This window comes from Pseudomonas sp. L13, from assembly GCF_009935965.1.
GTDB classification, from domain to species: domain Bacteria; phylum Pseudomonadota; class Gammaproteobacteria; order Pseudomonadales; family Pseudomonadaceae; genus Aquipseudomonas; species Aquipseudomonas lactis.
Genome location: NZ_QODJ01000023.1, coordinates 44,676 through 60,991, shown reverse-complemented (window position 1 = coordinate 60,991; position 16,316 = coordinate 44,676). Strand labels below are relative to the sequence as shown.

Genomic DNA, 16,316 nt, shown 5'->3' with positions numbered 1-16,316 from the left:
GCTATAGGCCTGCCGGTGAGTTCTTGTTTGGCACACCGCCATTGCGGGCGAGCCAGCCCCCGCATTGGATATAGGTAATCTCTTAGAACTGTGGGGTATAGGTGATGGTAAACATCACATTGCGTGGGTCCCCGTAGTAGTTGCTGCCCCAGTTCGCGTTGTAGGCCGGGACGTAATACTTCTTGTCGAACATGTTGTTCAGGTTTGCCGCCACGGTGAATTCCTGGTTGATCTTGTAGGCCACCCGCGAATCCCACAATGCATTGCCCGGCACGCTGAAGGTACGGTCATAGGCTTGGGTGCTGCTTTGCGCGGTCACACCGGCACCCACGCTCCAATGCTGCCAATCGCCCGGCAACTGGTAGTCACCCCAGACCTTGAGCAAGTGCTTGGGGGTCCAGGTGCTGAAAATCTTGCCTTCGTAGGTGTCGTCCTTGAGGAATTCAGTGGTGTTGTAGGTGTAGCTGGAGGCCAGTTGCAGCCCTGGCAGCACCTCACCACTGAGTGTGGCTTCAAAGCCTTGGCTGCGGACCTTGCCAGAGGCGACCGAGCAGTACCAACCATTGCAGTTCATTGGCCCTTGCAGGTCCTGCACGCTACGGTTTTCCTGGTCGTAGCGGAAGATCGCAAACGAGGTATTGAGGCGCCCGTCAGCCAACTCTCCCTTGATGCCCAACTCGTAGTTTTTGCCCTCGATAGGCTTGAGCAGGGAACCGGAGGTGGTCAGGTTGGTTTGCGGCTCAAAGGCATCGGCATAGCTGGCGTAGGCCGACCACTGCTCGTTGAGCGCATAGACCAGGCCGGCGTAGGGCGTAACCTTGCCATTGGACTGGGTGGTATTGTCTTGCGGGGCACCATATGCGCCTTTAAAACCACTCTGGCCAATGTAGGAATAGTCATACCAACTGGTACGCGCACCGACGATCAACGTCAGCGGGTCCAGGACTTTTACACGCCAGGTGCCATAGATGCCTTTCTGGCGAATGTCATACCAGCTTTTCGAGGCGGCACCCTCCTGGAACAATTGGTATTTGTCGCGCTGGGGACGGTTGTGGTCGATGTTGAAGATATCCGCGCCGGGATTTGAAGCCCGTGCCCACTGGTCGTCGGTGGTGAGCTTGGAATAGTTGGCACCCAGCACCACTTCCTGCTGGAAGCCCAGCCCCTCAAACTTGCCGTTTACATACACATCCGCGCCGCGGCTCTTGGTATTGAAGTCGGTGATCCAATCCACATAGGGCACAGTGCCGCCGCCGACGGGTACCGTGTCCCACGTCGCCTGGTAAGTTGCGTCGTTGTGCTCATCCATGGCTACCAGTGCGGCTTTCACTTTCCAGTCATCGTTGAAGCGATGCTCGATGTCGGCAAACACCTGAGTCTGATTGTTGACGTTGCGGTTCCAACTGGCGCCGACAAATGTCGAGCGCGGCAGACCGATATCACTGCCGTCGGCATAACGGGGCAACGACATGAAGTTGGGGCGCGAATGGCCCTTCTGGTTACTGATGCCCAGGCCGACGGTGGTATCGGGAGTGAAATCGTAGTCGATGGCGCCATAAACCGTCTGGTTCCAGCCCCCCGCATAGTCGACGAAGGAGTCGGTGGTGTCGTAGTCCGCCACGAAGCGTCCGCGCAAGGTGCCTTCGGCGTTCAGCGGGCCACCGACATCGACCTGAGTGCCGTAGTGGTCCCATGAGCCAGCCTTGGCGGTAATGGTCGCCGTCGGCGCCTGCTGCCCGCGCTTGCGCACCAGGTTCATGGTGCCGCCGGGGCTGTTGGCACCTTGCAGCAAGGCGGCCGGGCCGCGCAGCGTCTCGACGCGGTCGTAAATGGCCATGTTTTCGGTGAGATAGCTGCCCAACGTGTAAGTGTTACGTGGAATCCCCACACCGTCGTATTGCAGGGTGCCAACCTCGAAACCGCGGGAGAAGATGAACATACCGGAGCCGGGAGACTTGGTCGCTGTCAGGCCGGGCGTGCGCTTGACCACTTCAGAGAGCTTGGTGGTGTTCTGATCATCCATCTGCTTGCGGGTCATGACGCTGACCGACTGCGGGATATCCTTGAGTTTCTGCTCGCCCTTGCCGAGGGTCACGGCCCCCGTGGTGTACGAGCCCGTGCCTTCGGTGGTGACGCCCAGGCGTTCGGCTGTGATCGTGGTGGCACCCACTTCCAGGGCAGAGCCTGGTACCACACGTTTTTCCAGGGTGACGGTATCGGCATTGATAAACGCCGCGCTCAACCCCGTGCCGCCGAGCAGTTGCGCCAAGGCTTCACGCTGCCTCAGGTTGCCCTTCACACCCGGCGATGCCACCCCTTGGGTCAACTCCCCATTCACTAGCACCTGAACCCGCGTCACCGCCGAGAACGCCGCCAGCGCAGCGTCCAGGCCCTGCCCTGGAATATCGAAGCGATAGGTCTGGGCCTGGTTGGCCTGCGCGGCCTGCAGGTACGACGGCGCGATACAGCTGGCCAAGGAAATGGCCAAGGCCAGCAAGGGCCGTGTGGCGAATCGGTGTGCCATGAATGGTGCTCCCCGGTACAAAAAGTCTGTGATCGGCGCCGCACTACTTGAGAGTGCTTACTATTTACGCCTCAGTGATCAAGGACGATGGCTTGCGGGGAAACCCTGAAAATATTTTGAAAAATTGCCGTCAGGACGCGTTGCCGTCACGCAACACCAGTAAATACGGGGTGTAGTGCTCGGCGCGCAGGTTGAGGGTGTGTTCCAGCGCCTTGAGCACGGCATCGGGTTTGTCGATTTCGAACACGCCCGACACCACCCGATTGCGCAACGCATCACCGAGCACCAGCGTCCTGCCGGGCCAGTAACGGTTCAGCTCAGAGACCACCACCGACAACGGTTGCTGACGGAACACCAGTTGCCGCTGACGCCAGGCAAAGCCGCTGGCCGGGTCGAAACCGTGAACGTCGGCAAGGTGCTGGCCCTGATACTCCACGGCCCGACCCGGTTCCAGATAGACCGGCGCGCCGCTCCCTGCACTGACCTCAACCTTGCCCTGCGCCACCAGCACACGCGTCTGGTCATCACGCCGCGCCACACTGAACTGGGTGCCGACCACTCTCACCCAGCCGTCGCCCGACTGCACCACGAAGGGCCGTGCGGGGTCCTTGGTCACATCGAAGAACCCTTCGCCACGCAGCAAACGAATCTGCCGCTCACCCGCACTCATGCGGATTTGCACCGCACTGTCGGTGTTGAGCTGAAGGTGGGAACCATCGGCCAATTCGATGGTGCGCGACTCGCCAGTGCCGGTGGCGTAGTCGGCGCGCAAGCGGTCAAGCCAGGGGGTGTTCTGCACGGTCAGGCCCACGGCCAGCAACACGGCAGCCGCATACGCCCAGCGCCGCAGCGGTTTACGCCAGGCGGCCTGCTCGGCACGACGAATGACGCGCGCCGGCTCACGCAGGCCGTCGAGCATCGCCTGCACTTCCTGCCAGGCATCATCCTGGGCCTGGCCCTGCCCGAGCCACGCAGCAAAGGCGTCCATTTCAGCCGGGGTCAAGTCCTCGGCGCGCAGGCGCAAATACCAGCCGGACGCTTCTTCGAACAACACATCAGCAGTAGGCAGGGCAGTCATGACCGACGTCCTTGTGCATCGCAGGCTAGGCGCGTCTTGATGTACCCACGGCATTCAATCAAGGCGCGACGCAATTGGTATTCCACACTGCGCGGGCTGATCGACAGGCGTTCGCCAATCTCGCGGTAGGAAAGCTCGTCGACATGATAGAGCAGGAATATCTGCCGAGTCGCCTCGGGCAGGCCCAGGATCGCATCCTGCATCAGTTGCTCCTGCTGATAGGCGGCCAGTTGTTCGTCGGCACCGGGGTTGCTGCAGGGCAGTTCTTCGCTCGGTGCGCCGGCATCCAGACGCTCGCGGCGGATAGCCTGGCGCTGGTGGTCGCGCACCAGGTTGCTGGCAATGGTGAAGAGGAACGCGGGTAGGTTATCGATCTTCTCGCCGGACTCCAGGCGCGCCAGGCGCAGGAAGGATTCCTGGGTCAGGTCGGCAGCCACCTGGGCGCTGCCGGTGCGGCGCGTGACGAAGGCTTCGAGGGCTTTCTTCTGCTCCGCGAACAGGCGCGCGATCTGCGTATTCCAGGAGGACACAGCACTACCTTGAGAAGAACGGACGGTTCAGGGAGTGCGCACGCTAGCAAAGAATGAGATTGGTTCGCAATTGATATATTTTTGCCGTTGAGTCTGTGGTGTTCTTGAGGCCGCCTTCGCGGGCAAGCCCGCTCCCACAGTTGACCGCGCCCCAACATGAGGATGCGGTCGAATGTGGGAGCGGGCTTGCTCGCGAAGGCAGGTGACTCGGTCTTACTGGATATCTTCCGGCTTGACGATCACCCAGTTCTTATCCGCCGTCACCGGCAACCCTTCCTTGGCTTGCGCCGCCGCGTGCTTGGCGATCATGCCGTTGAGCTGGGTCATGTATTTGTCTTTGCGGTTGATCCACAGGTGGATGCCGCCCTTGGTCACGTCCACATCGTGGAACAGCATGTAGCCGTCGCTGGTCGGTGTGTCACCGCCGACGATTACCGGTTTTTTCCACTCGTCGATGTAGGTGAGGATTGCCGCGTGCTTGCCCGCCATCCAGGTCGCCGGGGTCCACAGGTAGGGGGTCAGTTCCAGGCCGAGGTTGGCGGCTTGGTCATACTTGCCGGCCGCGATTTGCTTGCGGGCGGTGGTCAACTCGCCGGTCTGGCGGTCCTTGAGCAGGGTGGTCACGCCGATGACGTTTTCGGGTTTGACGTTGTAGCCGTACTTCGGATCGGCGGCGACCATGCGCACCAGCTCCTCGGATGCGGCCGTCATCACATACACCTCGATGCCGTTTTCCATCAGCTTGTTGTACAGCTCGGCCTGGCCAGTGAAGACTTTTGGCGGCTGCACCTCGGATGTCTTCACCGCGTCGCCTTCAAAATAACTGACCGGCACCGGCTTGCCGGAGGCCATCAGTTCATCCACCTGGACCTTGAGTTCCTTGAGGGTAAAGCCGGAAAACACCTGGGCCACCCACGGGTAGCAGACCATGTCATCGACCTCGCACAGGCGATAGTAGTAACTGAACAGGCTCTCTTTATGCTCGGCGGTGTCTTTGAACGGCATCAGCTTGAGCGACGGGTCGAGGCTGTCGCGGGTGATCAGGCCCTTGTTTTCCATGTACGGCAGCAAGGATTCTTCGAGGTCGTAGCGGTAGCTGGTGTTGTCCATGTCGAACACCGCGTAATTACCCTTGTTGGCGTTGGCGGCGATCATTTCGTTGAGCTGTTTGGCGGCAGGTGCCGGCCAGTGTTTCAACTCGGTGGCGGCAAACGCCTGGCTGGCGAGCCCGAGGCAAAAGGCGGCGGATACCAATAGTTTCGGCGCGAGCTTCATAGGCGGTGTCTCCCTCAAGTGAAAGACATCGACGCTAACAAATCCGTATGACAGTTATCGCCCGAGCACGACCAAGGACGTCGTGATCACGCCAAGAGCATACGCCTGAGCGTCAAACGCTTATTCCAAAAACGACAGTCGCCATTCCATATCGGTATTAAATCAATATATTTCAAGCTGTTAGGCTTCCCGGTTCGCAATCGCAGGCTCACGCGATTGGCTGCCTTCTCAACGGAGCTTCAATGAATCTGCCCCTGATTCTCAATTTATTGGTGTTCGTGGCCCTGTTGCTGGGCCTGGCACAAACTCGCCGTACTAACTGGAGCCTGGCCAAGAAGGTGCTGTTCGCCCTGGTGCTGGGCGTGCTGTTCGGCGCGGCGTTGCACACGATCTATGGCGACGGCAACCCGGTGCTCAAAGCCTCCATCGGCTGGTTTGACCTGGTCGGCAACGGCTATGTACAACTGCTGCAAATGATCGTGATTCCGCTGGTGTTCGCCTCGATCCTCAGTGCCGTGGCGCGCCTGCATAACGCCTCGTCCCTGGGCAAGATCAGCTTTCTGACCATCGGCACGCTGCTGTTCACCACGGCCATCGCGGCGCTGATCGGCATCGGCCTGACCAACCTGTTCGGCCTCACCGCCGAAGGCCTGGTGGCCGGCACCCAGGAAATGGCGCGCCTGCAAGTGATCCAGAGTGATTACGCAGGCAAGGTTGCCGACCTGAATATCCCGCAGTTGCTGCTGTCGTTCGTACCGGCCAACCCGTTCGCCGACCTGGCCCGGGCCAAGCCGACGTCAATCATCAGCGTGGTGATTTTCGCCGCGTTCCTTGGGGTTGCCGCGCTGCAACTGCTCAAGGACGACGTCGAAAAAGGCCAGAAAGTCCTTAACGCCATCGACACCCTGCAAGCCTGGGTGATGCGCCTGGTGCGCCTGGTGATGAAGCTGACCCCTTATGGTGTGCTGGCGCTGATGACCAAAGTGGTCGCCGGTTCCAACCTGCAAGACATCATCAAGCTGGGCAGTTTCGTCGTGGTGTCGTACCTGGCCCTGGGCCTGATGTTCGTGGTGCACGGCCTGCTGCTGTCCCTGGCCGGGATCAACCCGCTGCGCTTCTTCCGCAAGGTGTGGCCGGTGCTGACCTTCGCCTTCACCAGCCGCTCCAGCGCGGCGAGCATCCCGCTGAGCATTGAAGCGCAGACCCGTCGCCTGGGCATTCCGCAATCCATCGCCGGTTTCGCTGCCTCGTTTGGCGCGACCATCGGCCAGAACGGTTGCGCCGGTCTTTACCCTGCGATGTTGGCGGTGATGGTCGCGCCGACCGTGGGCATCAACCCGCTGGACCCGCTGTGGATCGCGACCCTGGTGGCGATAGTGACCTTGAGTTCGGCGGGCGTTGCCGGCGTCGGCGGCGGTGCGACCTTTGCCGCGCTGATCGTGCTGCCGGCCATGGGCTTGCCGGTGTCACTGGTGGCGCTGTTGATTTCCGTGGAACCGCTGATCGACATGGGCCGTACGGCGTTGAACGTGAATGGTTCGATGACGGCGGGGGCGATCACCAGCCAGATCATGGGGCAGACGGATAAGGCGTTGCTGGATGCCGATGAGCATGCCGAGCTAGCGCAGGCATAAAGGCTTATAACCTGTAGGAGCGAGCTTGCTCGCGAAGAACCTGAGGGCGCCGCGTTCATTCAGAATGCCCGCGTCATCGTTGACGATCTTCGCGAGCAAGCTCGCTCCTACAACTAGTTGCGCTCCCACACTTCGAAGTTGTAGGCCGGCTTATCACCTTCAGCTGGATTCTCGACATTCGACACCAGCTTCCACTGGTTCCTATCAAACTGCGGAAACCACGCATCCCCTTCCGGGCTCAGCGCCACGCGGGTCAGGTACAAGCGATCGGCCTGTTCCAGCCCCTGCGCATACAACTGCGCGCCGCCGATCAGCATCAGCTCGTCCACGCCTTGCGCCTGGGCCCACTCCTCAGCGCGCTCTACCGCAGCCTCCAATGACGGAAACACTTGCGCACCTTCCAGCACAAGATCGGTCTGACGGCTGACCACCAGGTTCAAGCGCCCCGGCAGCGGTCGGCCCAGGGAATCCCAGGTCTTGCGCCCCATGATGATCGGCTTGCCGAGGGTGGTGGCCTTGAAATATTTGAAATCCCCCGGCAAATGCCAGGGCATGCTGTTGTCGACGCCGATCACACGGTTTTCACCGAGGGCTGCGATCAGGCTTAAAGGGAGAGTTTTTTTCATGGCGACGAGAATACCAGAGCGGCGAGCCAGCGGTTATGCTCCAACCTCATCAACACGACAGGACGGCGCGTGACTGCACTGAACCCGCTGCACAGACTTTGGCTGACAGAAACCGTGCGCTTGCGCGAAGAACACGCCGGCCCCCTGGAAGACCTGGAAGCCAACCGCCTGGCCCGCACCGCCGGGGGCGACCTGCCCTCGCGCATCCAGCAGCGTGCGCTGCACCTGGCCGAGCGCGATGGTTTGGCCGCCGCGCTCAGCCGCTGGCTGCAAGGCGCACGCCTGGCGCTGGTGTTACTGGCGGTGGTCGCCGTCATCAGTGGCGCCGGTTTGGCGTTCGCCGCGTTGGGCAATGGCCTGGCCCCGGTGAATGTGTTCTGGGCCTTGGGCAGCCTGCTCGGCCTGAACCTGATCCTGCTGGTCAGTTGGCTCCTGGGCCTGCTGTTTGCCGGCGAACACAGCGCCAGTCTCGGCCGGCTGTGGTTGTGGCTCAGCGAGAAACTGGCGCGTGACGCCAAGGCCGCGCAACTGGCCCCAGCGCTGTTGCTGTTGCTGCAACGGCAAAAACTCAATCGCTGGGCGGTGGGCGTGCTGGTCAACAGCTTGTGGTTGCTGGCCTTGCTCAGCGCCCTGGTGATCCTGTTGACCCTGCTCGCCACCCGCCGCTATGGGTTTGTGTGGGAAACCACCATTCTCGGCGCCGATACCTTTGTCGCCGTGACCCAGGCCCTTGGCACACTCCCGGCGCTGCTCGGTTTCAATGTGCCCACCGTGGAGATGATCCGCGCCAGCGGCGACTCCGCGCTGAATATCGAAAGCGCCCGCCAAGCCTGGGCGGCCTGGCTGGTGGGCGTGTTGCTGGTGTACGGCCTGCTGCCGCGGTTGATCCTCGCCCTGCTGTGCCTGTGGCGCTGGAAGCGCGGGCGCGCAGCGTTGCGCCTGGACCTCAACCTGCCCGGCTACGCCCAACTGCGCGAACGCCTGATGCCCAGCAGCGAGCGCCTGGGGGTCAACGATGTGGCGCCCGAGCAACTGCACCAGTTCAGCGGAGGCGTGAGCGAGCTGGAGAGCGACGGCGCGCTGCTGGTCGCCATCGAACTCGACGACCAACACCCTTGGCCGCCCAAACTGCCTGCCAACGTCAAGAACGCCGGCATCCTCGACAGCCGCGAATCACGCAACAAATTGCTGGAACAACTCAGCCGTTTCCCCCCCGCGCGCCTGGCCATCGCCTGTGACCCGCGCCGCTCGCCCGACCGTGGCAGCCTGGCGCTGATCGCCGAGCTGGCACGCAGCGCCAGCGACACCCGCGTATGGCTGCTGCAGGCACCACCGGGCCAGGCACTGGACGCCGAGCGCCTGGGCGACTGGCATACCGCGCTGCAACAGCTTGAGCTGTCGTTTGCCGATTGCGCGCCGCTAAGCTGGCTGGAGACCGGTCATGACTAAACCGCTGAAACTCGCCGTGGTCGGCCACACCAACGTGGGCAAGACCTCACTGCTGCGCACCCTCACCCGCGATGTCGGCTTTGGCGAAGTGTCCCATCGCCCCAGTACCACGCGGCACGTGGAAGGTGCGCGCCTATCGGTAGATGGCGAAGCCTTGCTGGAACTGTACGACACCCCCGGCCTGGAAGACGCCATCGCCCTGCTCGATTACCTGGAGCGCCTCGACCGCCCCGGCGAACGCCTGGATGGCCCGGCGCGGCTGGCGCGTTTCCTGGAGGGCAGCGAAGCGCGCCAGCGTTTCGAACAGGAAGCCAAGGTGCTGCGCCAATTGCTGGCCTCGGATGCCGGCCTGTATGTGATCGACGCCCGCGAGCCGGTGCTGGCCAAGTACCGCGACGAGCTGCAAGTGCTAGCCAGTTGCGGCAAGCCGTTGTTGCCGGTGCTCAACTTTGTCAGCAGCAGCGACCACCGCGAACCAGACTGGCGCGAAGCCCTGGCCCGCCTTGGCCTGCATGCCCTGGTGCGTTTCGACAGCGTGGCACCGCCCGAAGACGGCGAACGGCGGCTGTATGAAAGCCTGGCCCTGCTGCTGGAGAACTCCCGCCCCCAGCTGGAACGCCTGATCCTCGACCAAGAAGCCCAGCGCCAGGCACGCCAGCAAAGCGCGGCACGGCTGATCGCCGAATTGCTGATCGACTGCGCCGCCTGCCGCCGCAGTGTGACCACCGAGGATGAGCCCCAAGCTGTCAGCGACTTACGCAAGGCCGTGCGCCAGCGCGAACAAAAGTGCGTCGAAGCCCTGCTCAAACTGTTCGGCTTCCGCCCACAGGATGCCGCCGCCAGCGACCTGCCGTTGCTGGACGGGCGCTGGGGCGACGACCTGTTCAACCCCGAAACCCTCAAGCAACTGGGCGTGCGCGTGGGTGGCGGGATCGCCGCCGGCGCGGCGGCCGGTGCGGGCGTAGACCTCCTGGTCGGCGGCCTGACACTGGGCGCTGCTGCCCTGGCGGGCGCGATTGCCGGCGGTGCGCTGCAAACCGCCCGCAGCTATGGCAGCCGCCTGATGGGCAAGATCAAGGGCCAACGCGAACTCACCGTCGATGACAGCGTGCTGCGCCTGCTCGCCCTGCGCCAACGCCAACTGCTCAAGGCCCTGAACCTGCGCGGGCATGCGGCGATGCACAGCATCAAGGTCGATACGCCCCAGGACAAAACCTGGCGCGAAGGCAAGCTGCCGGACGCCTTGCACAAGGCCCGCGCCTATCCGCAATGGTCGTCCCTCAACCCCCACGCAAAACTGAGCCAGGCCGAGCGCCAGGAACAGGTCGAGGCATTGTCGGTGCAACTGAATGAACCGGGGCTCGTGCCTTGAGCGCTCTGTAAGCAGCGTCAAACGGTGTTGTCTGTGTACCATTCAAATGCCAGGAAACTGCTGCACAGGGAGCGGATCAGTTCTTTATCGACCTGATCAACCACGCCGTTCTTATCCATATCGGTCTGGGTAAACCATTCCAGCTCACCGTTCCCGTAACCGTCGTAGGCTTCGGCCTGATAAGCCAGCGTCGGTTTACGCACAGCGCTACGCCGTTCCAGAAAATTGAGTTTCACCCCATTGGGCGGGCTTTTTTCGTATTCATGGACGGCGACAACCACCAAGGTGCGCTTCCAGCTTTCGCCGCTGTTAAACCACTTCAACTTAAGAAACGTATTGACGAAGACCTTGAGCCATTGGTGATCGATGACAATATTTTTGCCATCAACGTCAATGTCTACAACGGTTTGAAGATCCACGTCTGCATCGCCATTCATATCAACGGCGAACGCCTCATGAACCAGCTCGTCGAACCCGCCCGCTGCGCGTTCATAGAAATGTAAAAAGACGGTATCCGCCTTTCCATTGCCGCTTCTGTCTTGGGCAGCGGCTTTTAAATAGCGCATCACGTGCTCCCTTCCTTGCGGATCAATGTGCCTTGATATCAACAACCTTGGCGTCGAAGGGCTCAGGTGTGTGCCAATTGAACTTCAAATAAAGCTCAGCCAATTGCTGGACCAAGTGCTTATCAACTTCATCGATGACGCCATCGCAGTTGATGTCGGCGTGAATGTTCCACTCAAGTTCACCGTTGTTATCAAAATCATAGGCGGCGCTCCAAGACACCTGAGCGTCCGAACTCAGCAGCCCTGGGCCTTTATGCAAGTGCAGGCGCACGGTGTCGGGGGTGCCGTCTTTATAGAAGTCTTCGGAAAAGATCTTCATGTAAAGCCGGGTACTGGCGCCGCGATTCACCCAATTGATCTTCAAATAGGCATTGGCAAATTGATCCAACAACGCTCGATCAAGACTGTTTTCCTGACCGTCATTGGTAACGTCTCCCCTGCTGTAATCGACCTTTGCGTCTGAGGTGAAGTCATAGGCCACGGCCTCATTGAGCAACTCGTCCTGATTGCATGGCGTACCTTGGTAGAACTGAAGCCGCACCGTATTCGCCCGGCCATCTCCCGTTTGATCCTGTGCTACTACCTTCAAATAGCGCATCTGCGTTGCTCCCTTGGCTAAGAAGCAAGCACCTTAGTGCGGCGGCTATCGAGGCTCCAGGCGGCGTATCTGCGATGTGTGTAAGGCCCGTCTACGTGGCCAGTAGTCGTGCGGCCATGGCTTTGAGCAGTTGCAGATCCAGCACCGGCACCTGGGTCTGCTTGGCCTGCTCGTCCCAGTGGCGCATACGCAAACTCACGGCATACAAAGGGTCTTGTTCAAAGGCCCTGGCCTCTTCGGCGCTCATCACGCCGCCCTGGTAACCCAGGGTGCGACGGCTGGCTTGGCTCAAGCGTGCGTAATAGTCCGGCTCGCTGAAGGTCAGGTAACGCTTGGCCTGCACGTGGTATTCCACCAGCCTGGCCAGGCGTTCGCTGAAGCCTGCGCGGCGCAGGTAATCGGCGCCCAGCCGCTCGTGGCTGACCACACCATAACCGCCCATGTTCGCGCCGCCCTGGCCGCAGAGGTGGCCGATGTCGTGGAAGAAAGCCGCCAGCACCACCTCGTCGTCAAACCCTTCGGCCATGGCCAATTGCGCGGCCTGGGACATGTGCTCGAGCTGCGACACTGGCTCGCCGATGTAGTCAGCCGTTCCATGCTGCTCGTACAAGCCAAACACTTGGGCAATCGCCTGTTCCGGGCTCACCGCGTCGCGCCCCACAGCGTGCTGATATTACGCTCGGCCATCGCCGGCCCTACGCTCATCCCTACGCCGGTGTGCATCAAGGCAGCGCTGACGCCGGGTGCCGCCTGCACAAACGAAAACGGCCCAGGCCCGCGCGAACCGTAGACGCCCTGCCAGCGCTCGACTACCTGGACCTTGCAACCCAGGGTCTGTTGCGCCAGTTCGATCAGCCAGTCATCCACCTGCTCGGCGTTGAAGGGCGACGGATCGCTGTCGTAATGGTGGGAGTCACCGATGATCAACTCGCCATGGGGCGTAGGGCTGATCAACAGGTGAATGCCGTGCTCGTGCAGGTACGGCGTTTCACGCAGGATCTGCGCCTGCACCGCGGCCGCTTCCGGCAGGTCGGCAAAGGCGCCGTAGTGCACGCAGCTCAAGCCGGTGAGCAAGGCATGTTGCAGGTTCAGGTTGAGCACGGGCCGGGCGCGCAGCATTTGCAGGCGACAGGTTTGCGGGTTGAGCGGGGCGATGGCGTCGGCCAGCAGGGTCTGATAGTCATGGCCGGAGCAGACGATGATCTGCTCGCCGCGAAAGCTGCCTGCCGTGCTGTGCAACTGTCCCGGTTCCACCTCGCGCACCAGGGTGGAGAAGTGAAACTCCACGTTCAGCGCCTGGCTCAGGTAATGGATCAGCGCCGGTATGGCTTCGCGGGAATACAGTTGCTGGTCGTCCTTGCCATGCAGCGCGGCACGGTGATGGCGGAACTGGCCGGCGTACAGGTCGTTCATGGCAGCGCCTTGCAGCAGCTCGACGTTGTAGCCGTGCTCCCGCGCTCGCCCGGCGCAGAAGGCTTCGAGTAGATGTTCTTCGGCGTCGGTACGGGCGAACAGGTAGGCGCCATTGCGTTTGAGCGCCAGGCCCGCCGCTTGTGCCCACTGGCCCCAGATTTCGCGGCTTTCCCGCGCCAGGTCCAGCATGGGCCCTGGTGGTTGGCCGGTGACCAGGGCCTGGCCGAAGTTGCGTACCGAGGCGCCCAGTGGCGTGGCGCTGCGCTCGAACACCTTGACCTTGAGGCCGCGCCTGGCGGCGGCATAGGCGTGGGAGAGGCCGAGGATGCCGGCGCCGACGATCAGTAAATCGCTGTGTTGTGTCATGACATGATGTTCCTGTCCTTGAGGCCGCAATCGCAGGCAAGCCAGCTCCCACACTTGAACGGGTTCACACATCAAAATGTGGGAGCTGGCTTGCCTGCGATGAGGCCATCAGCCTTAACGAAAGCCCTACTGACCGGCTACCTTCTCCGACTTACCGTCATAACGCTTACGCCATTCGGCCAGGATGCTGTCACGGTTCCTGGAAGCCCAGACAAAGTCGTTCTTGATCAATCGCTGCTCGTAGTCCGCTGGCAATTCGGTCTGCGGCTTGGCGATCCCCGGTTGGGCGAGCACGGCGAAGTTGTCCTTGTACAGGTCCATCGCCGCGGTGCTGGCGGAGAAGTCAGCGAGTTTTTTCGCCGCTTCGGCATGGGCCGTGCCTTTGATCACCGCGGTGGCTTCGATGTCCCAGCCCAGGCCTTCCTTGGGCAGGATGATGTCCAGCGGCGCGCCCTGGCGTTTGAGCTGAACCGCCGGGTATTCAAAGGAAATACCAATCGGGAATTCACCGGAAGCCGCCAGCTTGCACGGCTTGGAGCCGGAGTGAACGTACTGGCCGATGTTCTGGTGCAGATCGTCCATGTATTGCCAGCCTTGCTTATCGCCGAAGGTCTGGAGCCAGGCGCTGACATCCAGGAAGCCTGTGCCCGAGGACGCCGGGTTGGGCATCACGATCTTGCCCTTGTACTCAGGCTTGGTCAGGTCCTGCCAGCTCACCGGTTTGGTGAGGCCCTGCTTCTCGGCTTCGACGGTGTTGAAGCAAATGGTGGCGGCCCACACGTCCATGCCGACCCAGGCCGGAGGGTTGGCGGCGTCGCGGTAGTTCTTGCCGATCTTGTCCAGGTCCTTGGGCGCGTAGTTGTCGAGCATGCCTTGCTGATCGAGGATCGCCAGGCTGGAGGCGGCCAGGCCCCACACCACGTCAGCCTGGGGGCGGTCTTTCTCGGCCAGCAGCTTGGCGGTGATGATGCCGGTAGAGTCGCGCACCCACTTGATCTCGACGTCGGGGTTGGCCAGTTCGAAGGCTTTTTTGTAGGTCTTCAATTGCTCGGCTTCAAGGGCCGTGTACACGGTCAACTCGGTCTTGGCCAGAGCATTCAGGCTGAATGCCGTGAGGACTGCAGCGACCAGCGCCAGGGGCTTGAACATGGAGCACCTCCTTCAGGGATGTTTTATTGGCCGGGTGCGCGCTGGCGCCAGGCTTGGGAGCGGCGCAGCGCGCCACGTGAGGCCCACGCCAGCAGCAGCGAGACGCTGGCCGAAGTGAACAGGATCAGGGTCGACATGGCCGCCGCACCGCCCACATTGCCGGCGTCGTCCATGTTCAGCACGGCGACGGCGGCGAGGATGGTGTCGGGGCTGTAGAGGAAGATTGCGGCGGACACGGTGGTCATCGCCGACACAAACAGATAGCGCAGGATGTCCAGCAGCGCCGGCAGGCAGATCGGCACCGTGACGCGCAGATAATGGCGATAGAACGGCGCCTTGAGGGACAGCGCGGCGGCTTCGAACTCGGCGTCCAACTGGCGCAAGGCGGTGGTCGCGGTCATCTGCGCGGTGGTCAGGTAGTGGGCAATGGTGCACACCACCAGCAACGCCATGCTGCCGTACAACACATGCAGCGGGTTGCCGTTGAGGTTGAAGAAGAACACGTAGCCCAGCCCCAGGACCAGGCCCGGCACGGCCATCGGCACAAAGCTGAGCATGCGCAGCGCCAGGTTGAGGTTCTTCTGGCCCTTGGTCTTTTCCATCAGGTAGGCGCCGGTAAAAATCAGCACGCTACCGATCAACGCCGTGCACAGCGCCATGGTCAGGCTGTTGCGATAGGCCAGCCAGCCGCCGCCGGCGGTGTCTTCGAATTGGTAGTGGTTGAGCGACAGCGACAGGTTGTACGGCCAGAATTTCACCAGCGAGGAGTACACCGCCATGCCGAACACCAGCAGCAACGCCGCGCAGATCAGCAGCACGATGGCCAGGTAGCACCCGTCGCGCAGCCGCGATGGCGCCGGCTGGAACACCTGGGCGCGGCCGCTCATCGCGTCGCCATGCCGACGGCGCAACCAGGCATCCACGCCAAAGCTGAACAGCGCCGGCAGCAGCAACACCATGCCGATCAACGCACCGCGACCGAACTGTTGCTGGCCCACCACAGCCTTGTAGGCCTCCAGCGCCAGCACCTGGTAGTCGCCGCCCACCACCACCGGCACCCCGAAGTCGGTGATGGTCAGGGTGAACACCAGGCAGAACGCGGCGAACACCGCCTGGCGCGTGGCCGGCCAGGTAATGCTGCGAAACGCCCGGGCCGGGCTGGCGCCCATGCTCGAAGCGGCGTCGAACAAGCGCGCATCCGCCAGAGACAACGCCGACAGCAAAATCATCAGGGCATGGGGAAAGGTGTAAATCACCTCACCGAGCACAATGCCCCAGAAACCGTAGATATTCTCCGAGAACAAGCCGCGCAGCAGGCCCTGGTTGCCGAACAGATAAACCAGGGCAATGCCCGGCAGCATCGACGGCGCCATCAACGGCAGCAAGGACAGGCCGCGCCAGATGGACTTGCCGGGGATCAGCGTGCGTTGCAGGGCATAGGCAAACAAGTAGGCCAGCGGCACGACGATGGCCGCCACGCTGAGGGAAACTTTCAGGCTATTGCCCAGCAACCAGTGGAAGTTGGCGCTGCTCAGCAGTTCGCGCGCGGCCACCAGGCCACCGCCCTGCCCGGCTTCGCTGCTGAAGCCGCGCCAGAAGATCGCCAACAGCGGCAACAGCACCGCCACCACTAACAGGCCCAGCCAGAGCCATTTGCCGCCGACCACAAAGAGGCGGTCGCCCCACTCGGCGCGGGACACCTGACGCGGTACGGGCAATGTCATCACAGCCCCCAT

14 protein-coding genes are annotated in these 16,316 nt (G+C 61.9%); 3 read left to right on the top strand and 11 right to left on the bottom strand.

All coding sequences use genetic code 11. The annotated features are described in order from the left end of the window. Positions 1 to 82 precede the first annotated feature (82 nt). From DK871_RS13720 to DK871_RS13705, 4 genes are all read right to left on the bottom strand, one after another. A complete protein-coding gene (locus DK871_RS13720; RefSeq protein ID WP_161905422.1) occupies positions 83 to 2,524 on the bottom strand; it encodes a TonB-dependent siderophore receptor in 2,442 nt (813 codons plus the stop codon). A 130-nt stretch (positions 2,525 to 2,654) separates the two neighbouring features. Continuing rightward, complete coding sequence (locus DK871_RS13715) at positions 2,655 to 3,602, bottom strand: FecR family protein (protein WP_161905421.1); 948 nt, start codon at positions 3,600 to 3,602, stop codon at positions 2,655 to 2,657. After that, on the bottom strand, positions 3,599 to 4,132 hold the full coding sequence (locus tag DK871_RS13710) for an RNA polymerase sigma factor (protein WP_034128963.1): 534 nt from the start codon (positions 4,130 to 4,132) through the stop codon (positions 3,599 to 3,601). The genes DK871_RS13715 and DK871_RS13710 overlap by 4 nt, the downstream gene beginning before the upstream one ends. A gap of 213 nt (positions 4,133 to 4,345) precedes the next feature. Next, positions 4,346 to 5,407 (bottom strand): haloacid dehalogenase-like hydrolase, encoded by a 1,062-nt coding sequence (locus DK871_RS13705; protein ID WP_161905420.1) that lies wholly within the window; start codon positions 5,405 to 5,407, stop codon positions 4,346 to 4,348. 242 nt (positions 5,408 to 5,649) lie between these two features. On the opposite strand from DK871_RS13705, the gene DK871_RS13700 reads away from it, so the two are divergent. Then, positions 5,650 to 7,041: an L-cystine transporter gene (locus DK871_RS13700; RefSeq protein ID WP_054917031.1), complete on the top strand. Its 1,392-nt coding sequence runs from the start codon at positions 5,650 to 5,652 to the stop codon at positions 7,039 to 7,041. Positions 7,042 to 7,154: 113 nt separating this feature from the next. Here the strand turns inward: DK871_RS13700 and DK871_RS13695 are convergent, their stop codons facing one another. Beyond that, positions 7,155 to 7,667: a dihydrofolate reductase gene (locus DK871_RS13695; protein ID WP_161905419.1), complete on the bottom strand. Its 513-nt coding sequence runs from the start codon at positions 7,665 to 7,667 to the stop codon at positions 7,155 to 7,157. 69 nt (positions 7,668 to 7,736) lie between these two features. Here DK871_RS13695 and DK871_RS13690 point away from each other — a divergent pair, with 69 nt between their 5' ends. Together DK871_RS13690 and DK871_RS13685 are read left to right on the top strand one after the other, a co-directional pair. Continuing rightward, entirely contained in the window at positions 7,737 to 9,116 is a 1,380-nt protein-coding gene (locus DK871_RS13690; protein WP_161905418.1) for a DUF2868 domain-containing protein, read from the top strand. Next, complete coding sequence (locus tag DK871_RS13685; protein WP_161905417.1) at positions 9,109 to 10,488, top strand: DUF3482 domain-containing protein; 1,380 nt, start codon at positions 9,109 to 9,111, stop codon at positions 10,486 to 10,488. The genes DK871_RS13690 and DK871_RS13685 overlap by 8 nt, the downstream gene beginning before the upstream one ends. Positions 10,489 to 10,505: 17 nt before the next feature. Here the strand turns inward: DK871_RS13685 and DK871_RS13680 are convergent, their stop codons facing one another. The 6 genes from DK871_RS13680 to DK871_RS13655 form a co-directional block, all read right to left on the bottom strand. Beyond that, complete coding sequence (locus DK871_RS13680; RefSeq protein ID WP_161905416.1) at positions 10,506 to 11,054, bottom strand: hypothetical protein; 549 nt, start codon at positions 11,052 to 11,054, stop codon at positions 10,506 to 10,508. A 22-nt stretch (positions 11,055 to 11,076) separates the two neighbouring features. After that, complete coding sequence (locus tag DK871_RS13675; protein WP_161905415.1) at positions 11,077 to 11,652, bottom strand: hypothetical protein; 576 nt, start codon at positions 11,650 to 11,652, stop codon at positions 11,077 to 11,079. A 91-nt stretch (positions 11,653 to 11,743) separates the two neighbouring features. Further along, positions 11,744 to 12,298 carry a phosphonate degradation HD-domain oxygenase gene (locus DK871_RS13670; protein ID WP_161905414.1) on the bottom strand — a complete coding sequence of 185 codons (555 nt, stop codon included), beginning with the start codon at positions 12,296 to 12,298 and terminating at the stop codon, positions 11,744 to 11,746. After that, complete coding sequence (locus tag DK871_RS13665; protein ID WP_161905413.1) at positions 12,295 to 13,431, bottom strand: TIGR03364 family FAD-dependent oxidoreductase; 1,137 nt, start codon at positions 13,429 to 13,431, stop codon at positions 12,295 to 12,297. The genes DK871_RS13670 and DK871_RS13665 overlap by 4 nt, the downstream gene beginning before the upstream one ends. Positions 13,432 to 13,557: 126 nt before the next feature. Beyond that, complete coding sequence (locus tag DK871_RS13660; protein ID WP_161905412.1) at positions 13,558 to 14,580, bottom strand: putative 2-aminoethylphosphonate ABC transporter substrate-binding protein; 1,023 nt, start codon at positions 14,578 to 14,580, stop codon at positions 13,558 to 13,560. A gap of 23 nt (positions 14,581 to 14,603) precedes the next feature. Further along, the gene (locus DK871_RS13655; protein ID WP_161905411.1) at positions 14,604 to 16,316 is read right to left on the bottom strand and encodes a putative 2-aminoethylphosphonate ABC transporter permease subunit; all 1,713 of its coding nucleotides are present in this window, start codon (positions 16,314 to 16,316) and stop codon (positions 14,604 to 14,606) included.